This is a genomic window from Nannocystis exedens, from assembly GCF_002343915.1.
Taxonomy (GTDB): domain Bacteria; phylum Myxococcota_A; class Polyangia; order Nannocystales; family Nannocystaceae; genus Nannocystis; species Nannocystis exedens.
This window is the reverse complement of record NZ_NETK01000001.1, coordinates 5771251-5795292: the sequence shown is the minus strand read 5'-3', so window position 1 is coordinate 5795292 and position 24042 is coordinate 5771251. Positions and strand designations below refer to the sequence as shown.

Here is a 24042-nt window from a genome sequence, read left to right as displayed (position 1 = left end):
CGCGCGACGCCGGCGACGATGGCCCGGCCGTGCGCGCGGCGGTACCGTCGATCGCCGTGGCCCGCGGCGTCGGTGAGCTCACCGGAGCGGCGGCACCGCGCTCGCGCTGCTCGTCACCGCGATCGTGCTCTGGGCCATGGCGCGACGGCTGCGGCGCCAGGCGCGGCTCGAGCAGGCCTCGCTGGACTCGATGATGCCCCGCCGGCGAGCGGACCGGCCGCGCTCGCCGGTACGGTCGAGGTGCTCGACGGAGGCGCCGCGCCCCCGCGTCCACTTCGCCGCCTTGCGCTGGCTCGTGGTCGACGCGCCGGCGCCGTCGCTGCAGGGCGACCTCTACTTCTGGGTCATGCTCGTCTCGGGCTCGGCGCTCGTCGGCGCCGTCGCCTCGGCGTGGAGCGAGCGGCCCTGGTACGACCGCCGCGCGTCGTGACGTGTCCCGGAGGACATGTCCTTCGGCTCAGGCCCGCGGCTCGATCGCCCGCCAGAACATCTCGACCACGCGATCGCGGTAGTCGTCGCCGAACTCGGGGGTCGCGGCGCCGAGGGCGTGCTTCATGAAGTGAGGCACCTGCAAACTCGAGCTGAACGCGGTGGCCAGCGCGACCGGCGAGGGCGCGACGATCCGGCCCTGCTCCGCCAGCTGGGTGAACCACCCGACCAGGGCGCGGTGGGCTCGCATCCCCGGCCAGCCTTCCTTCTCCCAGTTGAGCACCTTGGCCGGGCGGGTCTTGGCCGCCGACAGCACCGAGATGCACGGCAGCTGCTGGACCAGGAACGCGTCGATCTGGGCCGCCAGCTCGCGCATCTGCTCGAGCACCGGCCGCGCGTCGGGGCCTTGCTCGATCTCCGCGACCCATGGCGGCGTGCGGGGGATCATCGCCCGCACCATCAGCTCCTGCTTGGTGCGGAAGCGCTTGAACAGCGCCGCCTGCGACACGCCGAGCTCCTGGGCGATCACGTCCGTCGACACGCTCGGGCCGTGCTCGAGGAAGCACCGCCGCGCGGTCTCGAGGAGCTCATCGTCGGTGAAGGAACGCGGTCGCATTGGCCGATTGGAGGGTGCCACCTTCTGAATAACACGCCACCCTCGTCAATCATCGGTCGCTCACGCCCGCGCGCCCACCGCCGCGCGTGTGGACGCGCTCGCCCGGGGGGTCGGGCCCAGGCGCCGCGGCGCTCGGCGCGTTGTCGCCCGTGCAGCGAAACGGCCTCGCAGGCCGAGCCAGGCCGCAGAATTCAAAGTAAGTGACTACTCATTTATTTTCCTTGCGTCCGCTACCGGACCGAGTTAGAACGTGTTCACTCACTAACTAAGTCCCCCAAAAGGCGCGCGTTCGCGCCTGGCCCCAATCGCCGGACATTGTCATCACCTGTGATGATGAGGCTCTGGTCGATGCATTTGCGGGCGCGTGAATGGCACGCGCGGACAATCGTAGCACTCACAATTCGAGGCGGCCCAGCACCATGAAGACCGTGCATCTCTCGCGCCTGCTTTTCGGGGCGGCGTTGTTCCTCCCCTTCGCGTGCGACAGCGGCGAGCAGCCGAAGATCGGGCTGCCGCCGGCGCGGGCGGCCGACGGGGCCGACGCGCCGAAGGTCCCGGGCCCGCCGCCGCGGCCCGAGCAGGCCGCCGCCGCCCCGGCCACCGCCAGCGCCGCCGGCCGCTACGTCGCCACCGCCCTGCCGAAGCACAGCGCCGACCTCAGCCCGCGCATGAGCGGCGCCCTCACCGACGTGCTGGTCGAGGAGGGCGAACGGGTCAAGAAGGGCCAATTGCTGTTCCGCCTCGACGCCCGCGCCAGCCGCCTCGGCATCGCCCAGGCCGAGGCCGCCCTGCAGGGCGCGACGATCAGCCGCGACAACGCCGAGCGCGAGCTCGAGCGCCAGCGCAGATTGGCCCAGAGCGGCAGCATCTCCGCCGCGGTGCTCGAGCGGGCCGAGCACGCCTTCACGGCCGCCAGCAACGGCATCAGCCAGGCCGAGGTCGCCCTGTCGATGGCCAGGCGCAACAGCGGCGACTCCACGGTCGTCTCGCCGATCGACGGCGTCGTCACCAAGAAGCTCAAGCACGTCGGCGAGTCGGTGACGATGATGCCGCCGACCGTCGTGATGGTCGTGCAGGACCAGTCGGTCATCGAGCTGCGGGCGCGGATCCCCGAGGCCGCGCTCAAGACGATCCGCGAGGGCCAGACGATCACCGCCCACTTCAGCGCGCTCGAGCTGGCCCGCAGCGCGAAGGTCGTGCGGATCCAGCCGACCGTCGACCCGCAGACCCGCACGATCGAGATCGTCGCCGACGTCGACAACGCCGACAACCTGCTGCGCCCCGGCATGTACGTCGAGGTCGAGCTGGCCCCGCCGGCCGCCGCCGTCGCCGCCGCACCCGCCGAGGCCGGCAAGGAGCAACCCGTCGCAAGCGCCAAGCGCAAGCGCCCGAGCGGCGCGGGGGGCCCGCTGTGAAGCTCGCCGAAGTCTCGATCAAGCAGCCCGTGTTCGCGGCGATGCTGATCGCCGCGCTCATGGTGTTCGGCCTCTACGCGCTGCCGCGCATCGGGGTCGAGATGTTCCCCAGCGTCGAGTTCCCGGTCGTGACGACCACCGTCGTCTATCCCGGCGCCGACCCGGCGACCATGGAGTCCAAGGTCGCCGACCCGATCGAGGAGGCGCTGCAGTCGCTGAGCGGCGTCAAGCGCATGACCTCGCGCAACTACGAGGGCGTCGCCGCCGTGATCCTCGAGTTCGAGCTCGAGGTCAACGGCGACCAGGCGGTGCAGGACGTCCGCGACAAGGTCGCCGCGATCGAGCGCGAGCTGCCGACCGGCATCGACCCGCCGACGGTGCAGAAGCTCGACGTCGGCGCGACCCCGGTGCTCTCGGTCGCGCTCGCCGGCGCCCTGCCGATCGGCGAGCTGACGCGGATCGCCAAGGACGAGGTCAAACAGCGGATCCAGCAGATCCCCGGCGTCGGCATCGTCGACGTCATCGGCGGCCGCGAGCGCGAGATCAAGGTCCTCGTCAACCCCGCGCGCATGACCGGCTTCGGCCTCACCGTCGACGACGTCATCAACGCGATCAAGGCCGGCAACCTCGAGCTGCCCGCCGGCTACATCAAGAGCGGCGGCAACGAGCTCACGATCAAGACCAAGGGCGAGATCAAGAGCGCCGAGGAGATCGGCGACATCGTCATCGTCGGGGTCGGCGGCGCCGCGATCCGCGTCAAGGACTGCGCCGAGGTCCTCGACGACGTCGAGGACGCCCGCTCCGCCTCCTTCCTCGACGGCAACGCCGCCATCGGCCTCATCGTCCGCAAGCAGAGCGGCGCCAACGTCGTCGCCCTGGCCGAGCGGATCCGCGAGGAATTGGCCGAGATGGAGCCGCTGCTGACGAAGCACGGCGTCACCGCGGCGATCCCGACCGACAACTCGGTGTTCACCGAGCACGCGATCCACGACGTACAGTTCGACCTCGCCCTCGGCGCGGCGCTGACCGTCCTCTTGATCCTCGTCTTCCTCCACGACTTCCGCGCGACCTTCATCGCCGCGGTGGCGATCCCCACCAGCATCGTCGCGACGTTCGCGTTCATGAGCTACCTGGGGTTCACCTTCAACAACATCTCGATGCTGGCGCTGTCGCTGTCGATCGGCATCCTGGTCGACGACGCGATCGTCGTCATCGAGAACATCTACCGCCACCTCGAGATGGGCAAGGGCCGCATGCGGGCCGCCCTCGACGCGACGTCGGAGATCGGCCTCGCCGTCATCGCCACCACCCTCTCGCTGGTCGCCGTGTTCGTGCCGGTCGCCTTCATGAAGGGCATCATCGGCCGCTTCTTCTTCCAGTTCGGCATCACCGTCTCGGTCGCCGTGCTGCTGTCGATGCTCGTCTCCTTCACCCTGACGCCGATGCTGTCGTCGCAGCTCATGCGTCACGGCCACGAGCACAGGCCCGGCTGGTTCGCCCGCGCCTTCAACGCCGCCTTCGGCGTGTTCGAGCGCATGTACACCGCCGTGCTCGGCTGGGCCCTGCGCTGGCCGTGGACCACCGTGCTGCTGGCGGTCCTCTCGCTGGTCGGCTCGGTCGCCCTCGTCACCCGCGTGCCCGGCGAGTTCATGCCGAGCCAGGACCGCTCGCAGTTCGCCGTCCAGGTCGAGCTGCCGACCGGCACCGGCCTCGAGGCCACCATCAGCACCGCCGAGGCCGTCGCCGCCGACCTGCGCGAGCACCTGCCCGGCGTGAAGACCACCTTCACCACCATCGGCGGCGGCCAGCAGGCCCAGGTCAACAAGGCCGAGATCCAGGTCATCCTCATCGGCCGCCACGACCGCGGCTTCGGCCAGCGCGACGCCATGCAGTGGGTCCGCGACCGCATGGCCGGCATCGACGGCGTCCAGGTCACCGTCGCCGAGATCAGCCCGCTCGGCGGCGAGGGCGGCCGCAGCCAGCCGATCCAGTACTCGATCCGCGGCAACGACCTCGCCGAGATCACCGCCGCCGCCACCGCTTTGCGCGACGAGCTGGCCCAGACCGGCAAGTTCGTCGACCTCGACATCACCTTCCGCGGCGGCAAGCCCGAGCTCGCCGTCCACGTCGACCGCAACAAGGCCGCCGACCTCGGCGTCCCGATCGCCTCGGTCGCCCGCACGATCCGCTCGCTCATGGCCGGCGACACCATCTCCGACCTCAAGGACGGCGCCGACATCTACGACGTGATCGTGCAGATGCCGGAGGCCCAGCGGGCCCAGATCGAGGCGCTCAGCAACCTCAAGGTCCGCGCCACCACCGGGCAGATGATCGACCTCGCCAGCGTGGTCCACGTCGAGCGCGAGTCGGGCCCCAGCGAGATCGAGCGGCAGAACCGCCAGCGTCAGGTGCTGCTGCTGGCCAACCTGCGCGGCGCCACCCTCGGCGAGGCTCAGCAGCTGCTCGACGAGGCGGCCGCCCGCGTCGTCCCCGACCACCTCAACACCGGCTACATCGGCAACGCCGAGATGATGAAGGAGTCGTTCGAGGCGATGCTGCTCGCGCTCGGCCTGGCGATCGTGCTCGTCTACATGATCCTCGCCGCCCAGTTCAACAGCTTCGTCCAGCCGGTCGTCATCATGATCTCGCTGCCGTTGTCGGTCATCGGCGCCTTCGGCGGGATCTACCTCGCCGGCATGACCCTCAACGTGTTCTCGTTCATCGGCCTCATCATGCTGATGGGCCTCGTCACCAAGACCGCGATCCTCCTGGTCGACTTCACCAACGACGAGCGCAAGCGCGGCCAGGAGATCGTCCCCGCCCTCGTCAGCGCCGGCCGCGTCCGCCTGCGCCCGATCGTCATGACCGCCGCCGCCACCATCTTCGGCATGGTCCCCGTCGCCCTCGCCCTCGGCGAAGGCGGCGAGGCCCGCGCGCCGATGGCCGTCATCGTCATCGGCGGCATGATCACCTCGACCGTGCTCACCCTCGTCGTCGTCCCGGTCTCGTACCTCCTGTTCGACCGCATGGTGACCGCCCGCTCGACCCGCTGGATCGCCCGCAAGCTGTTCGGCGACGCCCCCGCCGAGAAGCTCGACTAGCGATACTCAGTACATGGCCTTCGGGACATGCTGTCTCGAGGGCCACCCGCCGTCGCACCGCGACGATCCGCTTCGTAGAGACTCCCGCTGTCACTTCGGACTCCGGCGCCGCCCCGCGCGGCGGCGCCAGATCGAGCACTGCCGCATGATCGCCATCGCCTCTCTGTTCGTGGTAGCCCTCGCCGCCCCGCCGTCCGACGCCGGCGCCGTGCCCGACCCGCGGCGCGCCGCCAGCCCCGACTCGGCCGCCTCGCAGGCCGTCGCCGTCGACCTCGACGAGCTCGAGCGCATCCTCCGCGAGAGCCCGCTCGGCAAGGGCCTCGCGCCGGTGGCCGGCGGGCTGACCGACGACGCCGTCGCCGAGCGGGCGGTGGCCGCCTCGCCGTCGCTGCAGATCAAGCAGGAGGCGATCGAGCGCGCGGCCGCCCGGGTCGACCAGGCGATCGTCAGCTTCCTGCCGACGATCGGCGTCAAGGCCAGCTACTCGCGGCTGTCGAAGGCCGCGATCAACTTCGGCGGCGGCGCCAGCGTCACCGCCGTCAACGGCCCGTCCGAGGGCGTCGCGCCGATCACCGTCGGCGACTGCCCCGGCGGCCAGGGCCAGTGCGCCCTCGATCCGCAGGGCGTGCCGCTCGTCGTCACCCCGCCGTTCAAGATCCAGATCCCCCTCAACTCCTACTCGCTCTCGGCCAACCTCTCGGTCCCGATCTCCGACTACATCCTCTCGCTCGCGCCCGCTCGCAAGGGCACCCTCGCCGCCCGCGAGGCCGCCGTGTTCGCCCGCGACGCCGAGCGCGTCAAGGTCCAGACCGACGCCCGCCTGGCCTACTTCAACTGGCTGCGCGGCGTCGCCTCGCTGGTCGTGATCGAGGACTCGCTGCAGCGGACCCAGTCGCGCCTCGTCGACGTCGAGAACCTGTTCACCGCCGGCTCCGCGACCCGCTCCGACGTGCTCCGCGTCGACGCCCTCGTGTCGTCGCAGCAGGCCGCGATCGCCGACGCCCGCGCGTTCCGCAAGATCGCCGAGCGCAACCTCGCGGTGATGATGAACGAGCCGACCCGCGCCTACGACGTCGGCGAGGACGTGCTCGCCCCGCCGCGCGACCTCGGCGAGCTGCCCGCGCTCGACGACCTCATCGCCGAGGCCCAGGCCAATCGCCTCGAGGTCCGCTCGCTCGAGCGGGCGGTCGACGGCATGCAGCAGAACATCCGCGCCACCCGGGCCCAGTACTACCCGCGCCTCGACGCGTTCGCCGACGCCCTGTACGCCAACCCCAACCAGCGGTTCTTCCCGCTGGCGCCCGTGTGGCGGGCGTCGTGGTCGGTCGGCGTGCAGCTCAGCTACACGATCAACCAGTCGCTGCGCACCAAGGCGCAGGTCCGCGAGCTCAAGACCGACAAGCGCGAGCTCGTGCTGCAGGCCGAGCAGATGCGGCGCGCGATCGCCCTCGAGGTCGCCCAGGCCTACCACGACCGCGAGCGCGCCCTCGCGGCGATCGAGCTCAGCACCCGCGGCCTCGCCTCGTCCACGGAGGCGTACCGGGTCGCCAGCGAGAACTACAAGCTCGGCGCCGCGACCACCAACGAGATCATCGCCGCCGAGGGCGAGCAGGTGCAGGCGGCCCTGCGCGCCGTCAACTCCCGCATCGACCTCCACGTCGCCACGACCCGCCTGCTGTACGCCACCGGCCGCCTCAACCCCAAGTGAGCCCCGGGGCGCCCGCGCCCGCGGCGAGCAATCGGTCGTGCTACAGATCGGCGCGAGGCCAGCATGTCCAGCGCTGAAGACGACCCGATCGAAGCCGAGACCGAGGACCCTAAGTCCGAAGTCGCGGACGCGACGGACGACGACGACGACGCGCCCGAACCGTCGCCGCCGCCGCCGAGCTTCTCGCGCGAGGAGTTCCTCGAGTGGCGCTGCCCGCGGCTGGGCACCACCAACCCGGAGCGCATGACCAACCCGGTGTGGACCTGGATCGTGCAGGCCGGCGTCAACGCCTGGGCCGCCAACAACCAGTTCGACGGCCCCTCGGCCCTGGGAGCCGGCCCCGGGTGGTGCTTCGACCGCTTCGGCCGCAGCACCACGGAGCTGCCCGACGGTCGCATCATTCAGATCGCCGGTGAGCACGAGGCTTACTACGACCCCGACTTCTTCATCTACAACGACGTCGTCGTGCGCCACCCCGACGGCCGCATCGACATCTTCGGCTACCCGCGCGAGGTGTTCCCGCCGACCGACTTCCACTCGGCCACTCTGGTGGGAGATCGCATCATCCTCATCGGCAGCGTCGGCTACGTCGGCGAGCGCAAGCCGGGTCGCACCCAGGTGCTCGCGCTCGATCTGGCCACCTTCGCGGTCACCCCGATCGCCACCAGCGGCGAACCGCCCGGGTGGATCTCCAGCCACACCGCGACCCTGACCGAGGACGGCCGCGCGATCGTGGTCCAGCGCGGCAAGCTCGAGCTCGGCGAGGGTCAGTCGACCGTCGAAAACATCGACGATTGGCGCCTCGACCTCGATACCTGGCAGTGGCAGCGCCTCACCGACCGCCGCTGGCCGCGCCGCGAATTCCGCCGCAGCGACGACGAGCGCAATCACCTGTGGGACCTCCAGCAAGCCTGCTGGTATCGCCGCGTCGGCTGGGCCGACCAGCTCGCGCAGGAGCTCGAGAAGCTCACCCAGGAGCTCGGCGCTCCGCCCGACCTCGACCTCGCCGAGCGCCTGTTCCGGCCGTCGGTCGCCCACGAAGCCCTGGCCGACGAGGACGACTCGTACGACACCACGCGGATCACGGTCGACGGCGTGGTCGTCCGCTTCGTCCGCGACGGCTTTTCGCTGCAGATGACGGTCGAGGGCGACCTGCCCGAATCGACGGTCGACGCGATCGCCGAGGAGCTGCGCGAGAAATTGTCGACCCTCGAGCAGACGTCGTACACATTGAACAAGTTGTGAGCCGTCGCCCCGGGCGGTGTCGACGCTGGTCCGACATCTCCGCCCAGGGCTCTCGAAGCGCCCCCGTACCGTCGTTCTCCCTGGCATTCGCGCGACCCAAAATTTTTGGGGTCGGCGTGACCGGATGAGCCGCGCGCGAGCACTACCGCTGGAGGTCGCGTTCGTCTCGCCGGCCATGCCTCCGCCATGACCACGCCTCGGAGCTCACCTACCACCAACGCCGGCGCCTGGCAGGCGCTGCGCGATTATCTGATCGACGCCTACAGCAATCAGGAGATGCGGACGCTGGTCGAGCTGACCCTGCTCGCGGAGGCGGGGACGCGGCTCCCGGACGAGCGGGTGCCCGCGCACGAGTACGCGGCCACCCTGTGCATGCTGATCCAGCGCCACTCCGGCTGCCCCGTGCCGGAGTTCTGGCGGCAGCTCTTGGCCGACCGGCCGTGGCGCCGGCCGGAGATCGACAAGCTCCAGACGATCTTCGACGCCGCCATGGCCGCCTCGGGCCGGCCGCCGCCGCAACCGCCGAGGCCGGTGCGCCGCTGGCAGTTCACCGTCCCCCCGCTCCTCGGCGCCGCGCTGATCACCGCCCTCGGCGCCGCCGGGACCTACTGCGCGCTGGCCCGCGACAAGCCGAAGATCGAGTGCAACGACGGCACGCGCTCGCCGACCTGCACGGAGCTTGGCCCCGGCTGCTGCTCGCGGCACGGCGGGGTCAAGGCCGTCGAGTCGAAGTAAGCGCGACCCGTTCGCAGCCCGGTTCATCGCTCCTGCACGACCCCGCGACCAGGTCGCGCCGGCCTGGCCCCGCACGACCGGCTCGTCGCGTCGGCATGCTGTCGCCTTCCCGCGTGGTGTGGCGACGACACGTGGAACGCCCGAGGCGCGGCCTCAAAGCGCGCACGAGCACGACAGCTCCGCGGTGACTTGTTACTGTCGCGTTCGTGGCCGACCCCGTCCGCGTTTCTCGAGCAATCCTGTTCGTCGCGCTCGTCTGCGCCTGCACGCAGCCGCAAGCGCGTCCGCCCGCGGCCGAGGTCGCGCCGACGGTCGTGCCGCCGCCCCCCGAGACATCCGCGCCCGCCGCCGATCCGGCCCACGCCGATCGCGTGCGCGACTTGCAGGCCGCCTTCGATCCGGAGCAATGCCTCGGCGAGCCCGAGGCGCGGCTGCGTGAACACCCGAACGACGCCCGGCTGCTCGACGCCGGCTTCTGCCAGGAGGCCGGCATCGCCACGTTCCCGACCTTCTGGGTGCTCGACCGCGAGGGCCGGCTCGCCTACGACCTGCGCGGCGCGGCCGGCAACCTGCGCGAGGAGTTCGCCTGGCGCATCGAGTCGCTGCGCGGCTGACGGCCCCACCCGGGATGCGAATGCATCGACTCCCCGCGCGAATGCCTTGTGTGACGATTCGCCCCACGCGCGGCGATTGCAAGCACCGGTCCGATTGTGACGGCGCCGTCACGCAGCGCTGCCCTCGCCCCTGCGGAGAACTCGGCCTGCGCCATCGGGGCGGCAGGCGCCCGCGAATGTGCACTGCGACGAGTGTCCGGGCGTGAACGCGCGCCCGTCCGGCGAACTGCGCGTCGCTGCGCAGCATCGCCCGCGCGCGGATCCGTGCGCGGGGATCTTCTTAGTCCATAGGCGCATGAGCGCAGTCGGATGCGGCCGCGCCGGAAGCCACGTGTTGACGGGCTCTCGCCGCTGCACCTATCTTGCGAATCGAGGGCCCGGGCCCCGTTCCGATGGCTGTCGACGTTTCCAATCCTACTTCGGTGCTGCAGTCGAGCGACGCGATCTTCACCCTCGACGTCGGCGGCGCCACGCTGCGGGTGGTTCGCTTTACCGGGCACGAGGCCATCTCGAGCCCGTTCGAGTTCCGGCTCGAGGTCGCCGGCGTCGACCTCGACACGGAGGGCATGCTCGGGCAGTCGGCGCTGTTGACGATCGAGGGCGCCGAGGTCCCGCGCCACGTCCACGGCATCATCTACGAGGCCGAGTACATCGGCCACACCCGCGACTTCGACCTCTACGCGCTGAGGCTCGGGCCCTCGGCCCACCTGCTCCTGCACCGCAGCGACTGCCGGATCTTCCAGGACAAGACCACCCAGCAGATCGTCAGCGAGGTGCTGACGAAGGCCGGCGTGGCGAAGGACCGGTTCCGCTTCGCGCTGACGGCCAAGTACGAGCCGCGCAACTACTGCGTGCAGTACCGCGAGACCGACCTCGCGTTCGTCAGCCGCCTGCTCGAAGAGGACGGCATCTGCTACTGGTTCGAGCACGACGAGAGCCGCCACGTCTGGATGATGGCCGACAGCAGCCAGGCCCACCCGGCGATCGGCGGCAGCTCGACGGTGTGGTTCAACCCGGAGGACGGCGCGATCCAGGATCGCGAGCACGTCAAGGAGTTCCGGTTCGGCGGACGGATCCGCACCGGCACCGTCTCGCTCCGCGACAAGAACCTGCACAAGCCCGACCAGGCGATGGAGGTCAAGGAGTCGGCCAAGGCCAAGCCCGAGCTCGAGGCCTACGACTTCCCCGGCGAGTACCAGGACCCCGGCCGCGCCGGCCCGCACGAGGGCCAGGTGCTGGCGAAGATCCGCCTCGAGGAGCTGCAGGCCGCCCGCCGCAAGGGCACCGGCGACAGCGACTGCCCGCGGCTGACGCCCGGCATGACGATGACGCTGGCCGGCCACCCGCAGCAGGAGCTCAACACGCAGTACCGGATCGTCGAGGTCCAACACCGCGGCGAGCAGCAGCAGGCGCTCGACCACGACGGGCAGAAGGCGAGCTCGTACGACAACACGTTCGCCGTCACCGAGCTCAAGGTCCCGTTCCGGCCGGCCCGCGTGACGCCACGGCCCGTGATGCGCGGGCTGCAGTCGGCGGTGGTCACCGGCCCCGAGGGCGAGGAGGTCCACGTCGACAAGTACGGGCGCGTGCGGATCCAGTTCCACTGGGACCGCGAGGGCAAGTTCGACGAGACCAGCACCTGCTGGGTGCGCGTCAGCCAGCTGTGGGCCGGCAACGGCTGGGGCGCGATGTTCATCCCGCGGATCGGCCACGAGGTGCTGGTCGACTTCCTCGAGGGCGACCCCGACCGGCCGATCATCACCGGGCGCATCTACCACGGGCAGAACGAGGTGCCGTACCCGCTGCCGGAGCAGAAGACGAAGAGCACGATCAAGTCCGACAGCTCGCTCGGCGGCGGCGGGTACAACGAGCTCCGCTTCGAGGACAAGAAGAAGGAGGAGCAGATCTTCCTCCACGCCGAGCGCAACCTCGACGTGCGCGTCAACAACGACGCGTTCTCGACGGTGTGGAACGACTCGCACGTGACCGTCGGCCACGAGGAGGGCGGCAAGGCCGGCGACAGCTTCGTGCAGCTGTTCCACGACCATCACCTGACGATCCACCGCCACACCAAGGCCCACCTCGGCGGCGACGTCGAGCTGCTGGTCGGCGGCATCGACGGCGTCGGCCGCGTGGACATGCACGTGCTCGGCGACAAGCTCGAGCTCATCGACGGCGACCGCAACGAGCACACCCGCAAGAACACGCTCGAGAAGGTCGACGGCTCGGTCTCGCGGATCGTCGACGGCAACGAGCAGACGACCATCGGCGGCCGCCTGGCGATCGAGGCCGCCGACGAGATCCACCTGCGCTCGTCCAAGATCGTCCTCGACGCCGGCAGCGCGCTGACGATCCAGGGCCCGGGCGGCTTCATCACCATCAATTCCGCGGGCATCTACATCAAGGGCAACATGGTCTACATCAACAGCGCCGGCGCGCCGGTGCGCGGGACCGACGCCGCGCCGAACACGGCCCGCGACGCCAACGACGCCGCGCCGACCGCCGCGACCCCGTCCGAGCGCGGTTCGAAGTGACCTGAGCCCAGCGAGGCGAGGAGGCCGATGCCGACCTACAACCCGGGCGCCCCGTTCCGACTGACGAGCCGGTGGAACCCGGCGCGCAAGCACCCGACGAGCGGCAGGGTCCAGCCGCACCGCGGCGACGATTGGGGCGCCCCCGAGGGTACCCCCATTCCCGCCGCCGCCGACGGCTCGGTGGTGTTCAACGGGTGGGTCGGCGGCTACGGCAACACGATCGTGCTCGAGCATACGATCCGCGGCCAGACGGTCCACACGCTCTACGCCCACATGAACGTGGCCTCGCCGCTGGCCGTCGGCACCCAGGTCACGGCGCGCCAGACCGTCGGCACCGTCGGCATGACCGGCGGCGTCAGCTCCGGCAACCACCTGCACTTCGAGGTGATGCCCGGCGGCACGCCCGGCCGGCCCAACCTCGCCCGCGGCCACGCGACCGTCGACCCGCACACCTTCGACTTCCCCGAGGGCGGCGGCGGCCAGCCGGCCGAGACGGGCGGCGGCCCGTGGTCGTACCCGTTCGAGGGCAACGAGAACCAGAAGGCCACCGAGGGCACCTTCCTCGGCGTGCTCGGCGGGCAGGAAGGCGCGCTCGCGCGGACCGACGACGGCTTCTACCCGATCGGCGGCAACAGCCTGTGGCACGGCGGGATCCACTTCGACGAGCACAGCAAGGCGACCCTCGACCAGGAGGCGGGCGTCCGCTGCATCCGCGAGGGCGAGGTCGTCGCCTTTCGCGTCGACCGCGAGTACCCCCACGTCGAGTTCCCCTCGGGCGCGCGCGCCCTCTACTCGCGCAGCTTCGTCCTGGTGCGCCATCGCCTCGAGATCCCCGACGGCGAGCCCGACCAGCGGCCCAAGCTGGTGTTCTACAGCCTGTACATGCACCAACTGGACTTCAAGGCCTACCAGGACAACGCGCAATTGACCCGACCCGAGCACTGGAGCTCGCCCGATCGCTTCCGCGTCGGCGACAAGGCCCGCGACCGCCAGGAGCCCGGCGTGGCCCCGGCGATCACCGGCGAGCTCGAGGGCATCTGCGGCGAGGACGGCACCTGCAGCCCGGTGCCCATCCCGCTGCCGCGGCCGCGCCCCGTCTCCTGAGCGGGCCGCGGTCTCGCCTGCTGCGTTGATGCGCGACTACGAGGAGAACGAGGTCAGCCGCTTCTTGCCCGGCGGGGCCGGACACGGCGTGACGGGATCTTCGACCTTCGCGCGCTCGTCGAACGGACGCGGGGCACCCGGGGACAGCGCCGCCGCGGCTTCTTGCCGCTGCGCCGGCTCGGCCGGCCCCTCGCCGTCCTGCGCCAGCCGCTCCGACGCGAGCGCGCCGAGCTGCTCGAGCCGCGCCGAGAAGTTGGCCGGCGTCGCGCTGTCGAGGACCTGGGTCAGCCACGCGGGCTCGCCGTCCTGCTTGTCGCCGACCAGGCACATCAGCTCGATCAGCCGGCAGACGTCCTTCTCCTTGACGATCCCGTGCAGCGCCGCGCTGGCGAGCCCCTTCTCGATCATGCGCGTCACGCCCTGGCCGCCGAGCGCCGCGCTGAGCAGCGGGAAGCGCTCGCCGAGGTGGGCCATCATCCGCTCCTGAAACCCGCGGACGCTGCGCCGACGAAAGTCGTCCATCTGTTCGCGCGTGATCTTCAGCATGGCTTTTTATCCCGAGAGAGACTCCAGGGCCGCCGTGTCCGGCCGCTCGAACGCGATGCGGTCGATGCCGGCGAGGAACTGCTCGCGCTGCTCCGGCGTGATCGTGGCCGCGAACGCGTGCAGCACCCGCGGGTCGTAGAAGCGGAAGAACAGCCGGTGCGCCTCGCCCTCGGCCTCGACCATGAGGAACTGGCGGAAGTGGCGGCGGACCGTCGCGAAGTCGCGGCCGCTCTCGACGTAGATGCCCCACGCGTCGCCCCAGCCCTCGTCGACGAGCCGCTGCAGCAGCCCCGAGTCGCCGCGCAGCTGGACCAGGTACGGCGCGACGTCGTCGTAGGCCCGCCCCTGCTCGCCGTCGTACAGCGAGGCGTAGGCGTCGACGCTCTCCTCGAGCAATTGCAGGGCGCGATCGGAGCGAGCGGCGTCGACGATCGCGTACAGCGTGCCGGCCCGGCTGCGCGGCTGCAGCTCGGCGAGCGCGGCCCGGGCGGCGTCGCTCGGCTTCACCGGCCCGGGCGGCGGGGTGTAGTCCTCGACGAGGAAGCGGAAGGTGATCGCGCCGGCGGTCATCCACCCGCGGTGGGCCAGTTCACCGTACCAGCCGGGCTGGCCGCCGACGGTGATGCGGTGCGGATCGATCGCCTGCACGTGGGCGGCCACGCCGTCCCAGAGGATCTGGAACTGCGGCGACCCGGACGCGTGGGGCTCGACCACGAAGTCGGCCTTCGCGGTGCCGACGGTGCGCGGCACGCCGGGCTCGAGCACCAGCTTGTGCCAGGTCTCGCGCCCCGACCACACCTGCAGCACGCCGCGGCGCCGCACCGGCGGGCCGGGCGGCAGCGAGGGATAGCGGCGGAACGTGTACTCGAGCTCCTGCAGCTGGTCGGCGTATTCGGGGTCGGTCTGCTCGAACTCGCGGGCGGCGATCAGGCCGACGTCGACGCGCGCGCGGTCTTCCTCGTGCGGGACGCGGCCGCGAGCGGTGGCGCGGGCCATGAGCTCGAGCTGGTCGGCGATCCGCCGCAGCAGCGGCCATTGCGACGGGTCGAGCGCCTGGGTGCGCGCGCGGGCCTCGGCGAGCACCTGGGCGAACGCGTCGCGCGAGACGATCCGCATGAGGTCGGCCATCGCGCGTCACGTCCCGAACGGCGGGTGGAACTTGCGGGGGATCATCAGCTGCGTGCCGCCGCCGGGGCAGTGAACGATCTTGTCCGCCGCCGGCTTGTCCTTCTGCTTGTACGACCAATCGTCGTCGATCGCCGCGCTGGTGCTCTTCAGCGCCAGCGCCTCCTCCTCGCCGAACTCGACCGGCCGCGGCTCCCGCGTCACCGGCGGCGGCCGCGGCGAGTCGCCGACCATCGGGTACACCGACGACGAGCAGCCGAGCTGCTCGGGCGTGGTCTTCGGGTCGGCCGTGAAGTACTGCCCGAGGCCGGCGCCGGGGATGCAGTGCTGATACAGGGTCTGCTCGGCGACCGACACGACCTCGACCGCGCGCGACAGGTCGATGCCCTTGATGTGCGAGAGGATCTGGCTCGGCTTGAGCGTGCCGATGTGGGCGGCGTAGAACTGGTAGGCGACGGCGAAGCGCGCCGACATGCGCTCGTGCGGCATGTCCTCGCCGGCGCCGGCCAGCTCGTGCTTGCCCGCGTCGACGTCGACCATCGCGTCGCGGCCCGCGCGGGCGCCCGGCGGCGGCTCGTCGTCGTCGAGCGTGGCGGTCTCGGGGTCGGGCGGGCGCGGCTGGGCCGAGTGGTCGTGGGTGTCGAGGTCGTCGCGCCGCGGCTTCTCGCACTCCTCGCAGAAGGGCGTGCCGCGCCGGGCGGCGTTGCGCATGGTGAAGCACTGCGTCGAATCGCCGATGATCACCGTCGGGCAGCCGGCCGCGATCAGGTCGCCGGAGATGTGGACGCCCGGATCGGTGCGGCGCGCGGCCTGCCGCGAATTGATCAGCACCGTCGCCGAGCCCTGCTTGATCTTGTCGGCCGGGCCGAGCGGGAAGCACACGATCGCGTCGCCCTCGCGCGCGGCCGGCAAGAAGCCGACGATCACGTTGGCGCTGCCGCTGTGGATCGGGCCGCCGACGTGCGCCGGGGCCCCGGGGTGGGGACAGACGTGAAAGTCGCTGATGCGCGCGGCGTCCGGCATGCATCCCCCGCTGCGGGTGAAGCCGCATCGTAACAGAACGGGCCCGGCGACGAGAGGCCCGCGCGCTGCGTCGGGTCGAGGTGCGACACCGCCGACACGACGGCGCAGTCATCGAAGGCGGAGCGCGCCCTTGCGCGCCCTTGCGGTGATCGCCGTAGCGGAGCCCCCGGTGCGCCCGTGGGGCTCGCAATTACGAGCGCGCCCCCGCCGGGGCCGCGCTCATCACGTGAAGGAGTCGCCCCACACGCGTAGTTCAAGTCGAGGCCGCGCTGCTGGCAGTACTCCCTCGCCCGCTTCGCGCATCCATCGTCGGGGACATCGCCGATCCGGACCTTTTCACGAGAGGCGGGGCGCCGGGCGTCGGGTTCGAAGCCCTCGCAGTCGGCCAGGCAATACGCGGCGGTGTTCGCCTCGAGGATGTCGACGATGCAGCCCCAGCTGCCGTCCGCGGCCGGATCGGCCGAAGCGGTGATTTCGTCGGAGCGCGTCGCGCTCGATTCGTCGGAGCGCGGCTCGCCGTCCGGCGAGACGCGGGCCCCGAAGGCGACGAGGAGCGCGCAGAGCTTGAGCACGGCGTTCGTTCGCTTTCTGCCGCGCCGCTCACGGGCGACGACCGCGGAGGATGACCCGAGAAATTTCGCATCCAGCGGGCTCGACGGCGCCGCTCCCCGCGGTCGGCGCCCGGTCGTCGGCCGCCGTGCCGCGATGCACAGACGTTCAGAGGCCGGCCCGGCTGATCCTCGCGCCGAGATTTTTTACGATGCCGGGCATGAAGGACAAGGTCATCGTCATCACCGGCGCGTCGATGGGGATCGGCGAGGCGCTGGCGAACGTCTGTCACGCGCGCGGCGCGACGATCGTGCTCGCGGCCCGCAACGGCGAGGCGCTGGCGGCCGTCGCCGGTCGCCTCGGCGAGCGCGCGCTCGCCGTCCCCACCGACGTCTCGCGGCGCGAGGACAACGAGCGGCTGGTGCAGCAGACGCTCGCCCGGTTCGGTCGGCTCGACGTGTTCGTCGCCAACGCCGGCCGCGGGATCTCCTGCCTGCCCTCGCAGCTCACCGACGCCGACGTCGACGACATGATCGCCACCAACTTCAAGTCGGTGCTCTACGCCGTGCAGGCGGTGCTGCCCCACTTCAAGGAGCGGCAGCGCGGGCAGATCGTCGCCGTCTCGTCGATGCTCGGGCGGATCCCGTTCACCCCGATCCGCAGCGCCTACAGCGCCGCGAAGGCGGCCGTGAACTCGCTGATGGCCAGCGTGCGCATCGAGCTGCGGCCGCAGTTCCCGGAGATCCACGCGACCACGGTGCTGCCCGGCGTGGTCGCGACCGGCTTCGGCCACAACGCCCGCCACGGCGGCCTCGACTCGCGCCAGCTCCCCGGCGCGCAGCCGGTCGAGGAGGTCGCCGAGGTGATCGCCGCGGCCATCGAGAAGCCGCGCGCCGAGGTGTTCACGCGGCCTGAGATGCAGGCGTTTCAGGCCAAGTTCTACGCCGCCGAAGACATCGCCACCATCGAGGCCACGCTCGGCGGTCCGCCGCCGTCGCGGACCTGAAGCGCGCGGGCGTCGATCGCCGCATCCCGCGAGCGGGGACCGCCACGCTCGGCGGTTCGCCGCCGTCGCGGACGTGAAAGCGCGGGCGTCCGCGCGTCGCGGACGTGAAGGGCGCGGGCGTCGATGCCCCCACCTCAGGCGCGGGGGCGGCGCTCGCAAGCCCCCATCTGCGCATATGTTTTTTAAAACATGTTCGTTTGAACATGCCATGATTCAGCCTCGCGCGCGTCGCGGACACTGCGCTCGCGCGCATGAGGTCCACGGCCCGCAAGGTCGCGGCCTCGGGCCAGGGTCTGCGCGACCTCTCGACGAGCGCCGCGGCGATCCTCTACCGTCGCAATCATGGCGATCGACGCGAGGCGAAGCAGGTGGGCGGCGCTCGGGCTCTCGTGGGCGGCGGCGTGCAGCGGAGTCGGCGAGCCGAACGAGGGCGAGACCGTCCAGGCCGTCACCGACGCGACCAGCGAGGCCGCCACGAGCAGCCCGGGCGAGACCCTCGACGCGCCGACCACCGGCAGCGCGAGCGCGCCCGGCACGACCGCCGTCGACGAGGCCACCACGACCGGGCCCGTCGCCACCGACACCGGCCCGACCTCGACCGGCACCACGGACACCGGCGAGCCGCTGCCGGTGCCGGTCGCCACGATCGCCGAGCTGCTGGTGCCGTTCGACACCGACCAGCAGGACCTCGTCGGCCCCGCGAGCTGGGAGCCGCAGTACGGCAAGTCGCCCGAGATCGTCGCGGTGCCGCTGGGCGCCACGATCGACGTCCTCGTCCAGGACTACGCCGAAAGCCCCGAGGGTCACGCCTACGTCCTGCGGCTCGAGCCGAGCGCCGACGATTACGTCGTCACCGCCGTGCTCGAGCCGCCGATGCTCGACCGGATCATGGGCCTCGCGCGCGACCCCGACGGCCAGCTCTACGTCGCCAGCGGCGTCGCCGAGGGCGACACCCTGACGCTCGAGGACCCGCAGCCGGGCCAGCACCGCGGCGGCATCGTCCGCGTCGTCAAGCAGTCGTGGGACGGCGCCGTCCACTTCGACACCGACGTCGACCTCGGCCGCGAGGCCGTCGCGCCGGACTCCGAGCCGATCATCAACCCCATGGTCGCCGGCACCGCGCGGCTGGCCTGGGGCGCCGGCGCGCTGGCCCTCGTCCACGGCAACAACACCGACACCGACTGGAACATCATGGCGCGCCACCAGAAGGCGCTCACCACCCACCTCGACGCCGGCTCCGGCGCCGTCACGCGCACCTCGTCGATCTGGGTCAGTCACTCCTTCGACCAGCGCCTCTTCCACGACGGCACCGGCTTCCTCGAGCTCCACCTCGGCGACGCCTTCCCGCGCGACGTCACCTTCGCCCGCGTCGAGCCCGACAGCGACCCGTACTCGCTGCTGGCGATCAAGGGCAACACCGGCAACAACAACACCTTCACGCGCCTGGGCAACGCCGCGCCGATCGGCGGCGATCCGGCCTTCGGCTACCTGGCCCTGTTCGCCACCGAGTCGACGACCGGCACCGGCGAGATGGTGTCGGGCGCGCGCGAGCTGGCGATCGTGCGGGTGCGTCGCGACTTCGAAACGTTGCCCGCCGACAGCGGGATGCACCTCGACCCTGCCCTGCCCGACACCCTCGACGTCGAGTCCGGCGGCCAGCCGCGGCAGAACCGGCTGCGCTGGCTGACCCACTATCAGACCGAGAACGGCGGCACCTCGCACGCCGAGCGGCCCAAGCTGGTGCCGCTGGGCGACGACACCTACGTGGTGCTGTGGGAGCGCTGGGACGGCGCCCAGCCGGCCTTCGCCGGGACGTGGGGCATGGTCATCGACGCCACCGGCGAGGCGCTGGTGCCCGCCGCGCTGGTCGCCGACACGCACCTGCCCCGCGGCGACGACGCCTTCCCGCTCGCGGGCGCGGCCGCCTGGATCACCGGCGACGCCGCCGCCCGCCAGCTCGACCTCCACATCGTCGACCCCCAGCTCGGCTACCGCCACGTGGTCGTCGAATGATCGACAATCATGCTACATGCCTTCAAAGACATGTAGCATGATCGGCGAGAGCGCCCTCGTCCGCGCATCGCCGGGCCAGCGTCGCGCCGCCCGACGCGAGCGCCGGGCCGGCGCGAGTCCCTGCGATCGCGGATCCTGCGCTCGCAGGCCGCGAGTGCGTCGCCGCGACGATTCACGCGTGCGAGTCCGCCGCCACGCGTATCCGTCGCCCGGAGCAGTCGCGCCGGCGAGTCCGCCGAGCTGTCACGATTCCGGCCGCTTGCGGCGCGGTCGCTTGGCGGTGCGGGTGCGGCGGGCGAGCGCCTCGTCGTGGGCCGCTCGCAGCGCGCGGAAGGCCTCGGGGTCGCCGCCGCGGTCCGGGTGGGTCACCAGGGCGCGCTGGCGAAAGGCTGCGCGGATCTCCGCGACCGTGGCCTGGGGTGTGAGCCCGAGCAGCTGCCAGATCGACGCCTGCTCCGGCTCGCGGCTCGCTCGCGGCGCGGCGCGCGTGGCGTCGCCGGTCGTCTGCGTGAACGGCGGCTCGCCCATCAGCACGCGGGCCCACGCGCGCGCCCACAGCGGCTCGATCTGCACCAGCGTGCGCCCTGCTGCCTTCTCCGCCCGGCGCAGCGCCTCGTCCCGGGAGCGCGCGCCGCCTTCCGAGGCGTCCGGCCGGCGGAACGGCTCGCGCGAGGGCGGGGCGGTCCACCACGCGGCCCACAGGAAGCGACGCCGCCGGGTCGGGGCGATCGAGACGGCGGCGGCGAACAGCTCGGACACGCGCGCATGGTAGCCGAAGCCCGATCGAGGCGGGGCGGCTGCCGCCCGCGCGCGGGAGGTGCCTTTCACCGCGCTTCGTGCTCGTCGGCGCCGCGGTCGGCGGCTCGGCGGCGGTCGCGGCACGGCACGGCCCGTATGGGCTGCGGACGGCGAGTTCAGGGAGCCTGGTCGTGCCGCGACGCGGACGCCGGCGCGTGCGCGGAGGGCGATGCGAATCCGTCGACGGCCGCGGCTCCGCGTATGCTCGGTGTCGGCCGCGCCCGATCCGGACCTGTCCTTCAGGTCATTTCATCAAACCTGCGACCGATCCGCGACTCTCCGTCCATTCCCGGTCATGCCCGCCGGGGCGACGCCTCGGCGCTCGCCGTCCCGCGTGCGCAGCGAAGGGCCCCGCGGACGACATGCACGGCGGGATCGCCGGCTCCGAGCCGCCACGGTTGACGGGCCCGGCGGCCCGTGGTGAGCTCGGACCGTGCGACTGGCGACGACGGTGATCGTGGCGAGCGTGGCGCTGGCGGTGATCGGCGAGGGTGAGGCGCGGGCCTGCTCGTGCGCGTGGCCGCAGCTCGGCGCGGGTCGGCTGTACCTCGGCGCCGACGGCTCGCTGCCGCCGGGAGCGCGCGGGTTCGCGTGGGCGGGCGCGGAGCGGCTGACAGGCAGCTCGGACCGGGTGTCGGTGGTGCGGGTCGAGGGGCGGCGCAAGGTGCCGGTGAAGCACACGATCGCCGAGGAGCAGGGGATCGATCTGATCGTGCCGGCGGAGAATTTCAAGCCGGGCCAGGTGTACGAGGTCACGGTCCGCGAGGGGCCGCTCGCCAGCGACATGCGCAGGGCGAGGAAGGACAAAGACGCCTTGCCTCCGGCCGAGGCGACGACGACGGTCACGATCGCCGCGGCGCCGCTGGAGCTGACGCAGGCCACATTGCGGGCCGGCGCGCCGACGGAGCAGTCGCTGTCGATCGCCGCCCCGGCCATCTGCATCGAGGGGATCACCGCCGCCGCGGTGCCGCTGCGGGTCGAGCTGCCGCCCGAGGTCGAACCGCTGCGCGGCTCCCTGCTGTTCACGACGCGCGTCGACGGCCGGCCATGGGCGCCGCGGCACAGCCTGTGCGAGCCTGTCGAACCGGGCCGCGCGTGGACCGACGAGCCCGGCACCGACCTGGTGTTCACGGTGTGCCAGCGCAGCCCCGCGGCGGAGCAGATCGCACGAGGCCAGGGCGCGACACCGCCGGGCCTGACGCCGGGCCTCCATCGCGTGGAGATCGAGGTGGCCACGCCCGATCGCCGCGCGGTCGTCACGACGCCGGCGATCGACGTGTCGCTCGCGTGTCCTACCGCCCCGACCGAGGTCACGCCCGCGGCCGGCAGCTCCACGGAGCCCTCCGCGAGCGAGCCCCCCGCGCCGGCGAGCCCGCGAGAGCCGCCGCCGGTGGCGAGCCGCGGCTGCGCCGTCGGCGAGCCCGGGCTCGCGTGGTTGCTCGTCGCGGCGGGACTGCGACGGCGCCGAAGGGCATCCTCTCCAAAACATGTTGAAAAGGACATGTCCTTTTCAACATGTCCCAGCTCTTCCGAGCCTCGCCAGCGGCGGGCATGAGCCGGGTGGCGCAGCAGATTATGACGCGTCTCTTGCGGCGCGCGACCCTCAAGACCGTCTTGATGGGCATGTCTCTCAAGGCATGTCTCAAGGGCCATCCTCGCACCCACCGGGGGGGGAGCGAGCCGGGCCCGCTGCCGCCGTCAGCCCGCCTCGCTCACGCGGTAGTGCGCGACCCCGACGTCCTGCCAGTTGCGCCCGTACGTCCGCCCGCGGCCGGCCACCGCGAACGGGGTCGGCGCCGGCAGCTCGCGGGTCGGCGCGCGGCGCTCGTGCAGCGCCTCGTAGTCCTCGCGCGCGAGCTCGATGGCCCCGGCGAGCGCGCCCTTGACGTCGATGCGCGCCGCCGCCTCGCGCCAGCCGGGCGCCACGCGGCCGGACCACACCTCGGCCGCGTCGCCGCTGCCGTAGCCGATCAGCGTGACGGCCGCCCCGTCCCACGCCAGCGCGCGCGCCTCGGCGTCGGCGAAGGCCGCGGCGATCCACGCCGGCAGCGACGCCGTGTAGAGGTTGCCGAGCTGCCGCACCAGCGCGCGGCCCGGCTGCGTCGCCGCCAGCACGCGCGCGAACGCCTCGTCCTTCGCCAGCTGCCGCGCGACCGCCTGCGTGCGCGCCAGCGGGTCGAATTCGGGCCCGTGGGCGAGCACGCCGTCGCGGACGCGGCTGTCACTGCCGAGCTCGGCGACCAGCGCGTCGAAGCCGACGTCGGCGGCCAGGCACGCCGCGCGCAGGGCCTCGCGGTCGCCGGCGCGGACGCAGGCCCACACCCACGCCGCGCCGAGGGCCGCGACCGGCATGCGATCGTACGGGCGGTGCAGCAGCAGCGCCGCCGGCTGGTGCAGCAGTGCCCGCGGGTCGCCGCCGACCCGCGCGTGGGCCGACTGCAGCGCCCGCACCACCGCCTCGACGTAGCAGACCGTCGAGTACTTGCCGTTGAACACCGGGAAGTCGCGCTCGCCGCGGCAGCTCTCCGGGTACTCCGCCATGAAGTGGCGCGCGACCGGCTTGCGAAAGTCCCAGCCGCGCTCGTCGGACGAGCTGCCCGCGGCGCGCAGGTCGAGCGCCAGCAGGCGCGCCCGCGGCTCGACCAGCATCGCCACCGCGCCCGCGCCCTGCGTCGGCTCGCCCGAGCTGCCGCGCTCGTACTGGGCGATGTCCGCGGCGACCACGATCGCCACCCGATCGGCGCCGTCGGTCTGCACGTAGCGCAGCGCCGCCTTGAGCGCATACATCCCGCCGAGGCAGGCGTGCTTGACCTCCGGCACCTCGACGTCGCGCGGCAGCGGCGCGCGCCCGGCCCGGCGCAGCGCGTCGTCGACCATGCCGCGCACGATCACCGCGCCGACCGCGTTGTCGAGGCTCGACTCGGTGCCGAGCGCCAGCATGCCGACGCGCGCCGGATCGACGTCGTGCGCTCGCAAGAGCCGCAGCACCGCCGCGGCCGCCATCGTATAGACGTCCTCCTCGGGCTGCGGCACGCGGAACGCGTCGCCGACCACCGCCGCGAGCTTGGCCGGCTCGGCGCCCGTCCATTCGGCGAACGCGGCCAGCGTGACGCGCGGTCGCGGTACGTACAACGAGAGCCCCGAGAGGCCCGGGTTCGCAGGAGCAAGCGCTTCGGACATGGCGCGGACCATACGCGAGTCCGCGGCGCCCCGGCCGCCCCTGCCCTCGCCCCTGTGCGCCGCGCCACTTTCGCTGCTGCGATTTCACCGCTCACGACATTTCGCGCCGGGCGCGTAATCCCCCGCGCAGGGAATTCCACGAGCTCGAGCGCGAGCCCTCGCGGCAATTCGCGGTGCAACGCGTTTCACCGCGAGCGCGAGCCGCGGACCGCCGCAATCATCGGTGCCACGCGCTGCGAGAGCTGGCACGCGCGCCGCGGTCCGCTCGCGCGAGGGCAGCAGAACCCCGGCGAGCTCGCGC

At 72.1% G+C, this 24042-nt stretch carries 18 protein-coding genes; 12 read left to right on the top strand and 6 right to left on the bottom strand.

Going from position 1 to position 24042, the window contains the following annotated elements:
* The first annotated feature begins 283 nt into the window (after positions 1-283).
* Positions 284-430: a hypothetical protein gene (locus NAEX_RS50545; RefSeq protein WP_170135931.1), complete on the top strand. Its 147-nt coding sequence runs from the start codon at positions 284-286 to the stop codon at positions 428-430.
* Between the two features lie 27 nt (positions 431-457).
* On the opposite strand, the gene NAEX_RS22800 is transcribed toward NAEX_RS50545, so the two are convergent.
* A complete protein-coding gene (locus NAEX_RS22800; RefSeq protein ID WP_096329584.1) occupies positions 458-1045 on the bottom strand; it encodes a TetR/AcrR family transcriptional regulator in 588 nt (195 codons plus the stop codon).
* A gap of 428 nt (positions 1046-1473) precedes the next feature.
* On the opposite strand from NAEX_RS22800, the gene NAEX_RS22795 reads away from it, so the two are divergent.
* From NAEX_RS22795 to NAEX_RS22760, 8 genes are all read left to right on the top strand, one after another.
* Positions 1474-2460 carry an efflux RND transporter periplasmic adaptor subunit gene (locus NAEX_RS22795; protein ID WP_211302458.1) on the top strand — a complete coding sequence of 329 codons (987 nt, stop codon included), beginning with the start codon at positions 1474-1476 and terminating at the stop codon, positions 2458-2460.
* Positions 2457-5561: an efflux RND transporter permease subunit gene (locus tag NAEX_RS22790; protein ID WP_096329582.1), complete on the top strand. Its 3105-nt coding sequence runs from the start codon at positions 2457-2459 to the stop codon at positions 5559-5561. The genes NAEX_RS22795 and NAEX_RS22790 overlap by 4 nt, the downstream gene beginning before the upstream one ends.
* A gap of 145 nt (positions 5562-5706) precedes the next feature.
* Complete coding sequence (locus tag NAEX_RS22785; RefSeq protein ID WP_096329581.1) at positions 5707-7269, top strand: TolC family protein; 1563 nt, start codon at positions 5707-5709, stop codon at positions 7267-7269.
* Between the two features lie 63 nt (positions 7270-7332).
* Positions 7333-8514: a hypothetical protein gene (locus NAEX_RS22780; protein ID WP_096329580.1), complete on the top strand. Its 1182-nt coding sequence runs from the start codon at positions 7333-7335 to the stop codon at positions 8512-8514.
* Positions 8515-8700: 186 nt separating this feature from the next.
* Positions 8701-9249 (top strand): hypothetical protein, encoded by a 549-nt coding sequence (locus NAEX_RS22775; protein WP_096329579.1) that lies wholly within the window; start codon positions 8701-8703, stop codon positions 9247-9249.
* Positions 9250-9455: 206 nt separating this feature from the next.
* Complete coding sequence (locus NAEX_RS22770; RefSeq protein WP_096329578.1) at positions 9456-9863, top strand: hypothetical protein; 408 nt, start codon at positions 9456-9458, stop codon at positions 9861-9863.
* A gap of 422 nt (positions 9864-10285) precedes the next feature.
* Positions 10286-12397, top strand: a complete 2112-nt coding sequence (locus NAEX_RS22765; RefSeq protein ID WP_170135929.1) for a type VI secretion system Vgr family protein — start codon at positions 10286-10288, stop codon at positions 12395-12397.
* Between the two features lie 27 nt (positions 12398-12424).
* On the top strand, positions 12425-13501 hold the full coding sequence (locus NAEX_RS22760) for a M23 family metallopeptidase (RefSeq protein ID WP_096329576.1): 1077 nt from the start codon (positions 12425-12427) through the stop codon (positions 13499-13501).
* A gap of 36 nt (positions 13502-13537) precedes the next feature.
* Here the strand turns inward: NAEX_RS22760 and NAEX_RS22755 are convergent, their stop codons facing one another.
* Genes NAEX_RS22755 through NAEX_RS48135 form a run of 3 tightly spaced genes read right to left on the bottom strand, consistent with a single transcriptional unit; the run spans position 13538 to position 16195 of the window.
* A complete protein-coding gene (locus NAEX_RS22755) occupies positions 13538-14047 on the bottom strand; it encodes a hypothetical protein (RefSeq protein WP_096329575.1) in 510 nt (169 codons plus the stop codon).
* Between the two features lie 6 nt (positions 14048-14053).
* Entirely contained in the window at positions 14054-15175 is a 1122-nt protein-coding gene (locus tag NAEX_RS22750) for an immunity protein Tsi6 family protein (protein ID WP_096329574.1), read from the bottom strand.
* A gap of 6 nt (positions 15176-15181) precedes the next feature.
* Positions 15182-16195 carry a PAAR domain-containing protein gene (locus tag NAEX_RS48135; RefSeq protein ID WP_100792772.1) on the bottom strand — a complete coding sequence of 338 codons (1014 nt, stop codon included), beginning with the start codon at positions 16193-16195 and terminating at the stop codon, positions 15182-15184.
* Positions 16196-16964: 769 nt separating this feature from the next.
* On the opposite strand from NAEX_RS48135, the gene NAEX_RS22740 reads away from it, so the two are divergent.
* Both NAEX_RS22740 and NAEX_RS22735 read left to right on the top strand, forming a co-directional pair.
* Positions 16965-17750, top strand: coding sequence for an SDR family oxidoreductase (locus tag NAEX_RS22740; protein ID WP_096329573.1), 786 nt, complete (start codon positions 16965-16967; stop codon positions 17748-17750).
* A 342-nt stretch (positions 17751-18092) separates the two neighbouring features.
* Complete coding sequence (locus NAEX_RS22735) at positions 18093-19763, top strand: hypothetical protein (RefSeq protein WP_096329572.1); 1671 nt, start codon at positions 18093-18095, stop codon at positions 19761-19763.
* Positions 19764-20006: 243 nt separating this feature from the next.
* Here the strand turns inward: NAEX_RS22735 and NAEX_RS52200 are convergent, their stop codons facing one another.
* A complete protein-coding gene (locus NAEX_RS52200; RefSeq protein ID WP_096329571.1) occupies positions 20007-20522 on the bottom strand; it encodes a DnaJ domain-containing protein in 516 nt (171 codons plus the stop codon).
* Between the two features lie 472 nt (positions 20523-20994).
* Between NAEX_RS52200 and NAEX_RS22725 the strand changes: the two genes are divergently transcribed.
* Entirely contained in the window at positions 20995-22116 is a 1122-nt protein-coding gene (locus tag NAEX_RS22725; protein WP_096329570.1) for a hypothetical protein, read from the top strand.
* Positions 22117-22259: 143 nt separating this feature from the next.
* Here NAEX_RS22725 and NAEX_RS22720 read toward each other — a convergent pair whose 3' ends face one another.
* Positions 22260-23741 carry a hydroxymethylglutaryl-CoA synthase gene (locus tag NAEX_RS22720; protein ID WP_170135928.1) on the bottom strand — a complete coding sequence of 494 codons (1482 nt, stop codon included), beginning with the start codon at positions 23739-23741 and terminating at the stop codon, positions 22260-22262.
* Between the last annotated feature and the right edge of the window lie 301 nt (positions 23742-24042).

Bases quoted from the DNA above. Each gene is read 5' to 3' on its own strand.
- NAEX_RS22800 (WP_096329584.1), bottom strand. From the start codon at position 1,045: ATGCGACCGCGTTCCTTCACCGACGATGAGCTCCTCGAGACCGCGCGG.
- NAEX_RS22785 (WP_096329581.1), top strand. From the start codon at position 5,707: ATGATCGCCATCGCCTCTCTGTTCGTGGTAGCCCTCGCCGCCCCGCCG.
- NAEX_RS22780 (WP_096329580.1), top strand. From the start codon at position 7,333: ATGTCCAGCGCTGAAGACGACCCGATCGAAGCCGAGACCGAGGACCCT.
- NAEX_RS22775 (WP_096329579.1), top strand. From the start codon at position 8,701: ATGACCACGCCTCGGAGCTCACCTACCACCAACGCCGGCGCCTGGCAG.
- NAEX_RS22760 (WP_096329576.1), top strand. From the start codon at position 12,425: ATGCCGACCTACAACCCGGGCGCCCCGTTCCGACTGACGAGCCGGTGG.
- NAEX_RS22755 (WP_096329575.1), bottom strand. From the start codon at position 14,047: ATGCTGAAGATCACGCGCGAACAGATGGACGACTTTCGTCGGCGCAGC.
- NAEX_RS22750 (WP_096329574.1), bottom strand. From the start codon at position 15,175: ATGGCCGACCTCATGCGGATCGTCTCGCGCGACGCGTTCGCCCAGGTG.
- NAEX_RS48135 (WP_100792772.1), bottom strand. From the start codon at position 16,195: ATGCCGGACGCCGCGCGCATCAGCGACTTTCACGTCTGTCCCCACCCC.
- NAEX_RS22740 (WP_096329573.1), top strand. From the start codon at position 16,965: ATGAAGGACAAGGTCATCGTCATCACCGGCGCGTCGATGGGGATCGGC.
- NAEX_RS22735 (WP_096329572.1), top strand. From the start codon at position 18,093: ATGGCGATCGACGCGAGGCGAAGCAGGTGGGCGGCGCTCGGGCTCTCG.
- NAEX_RS22720 (WP_170135928.1), bottom strand. From the start codon at position 23,741: ATGTCCGAAGCGCTTGCTCCTGCGAACCCGGGCCTCTCGGGGCTCTCG.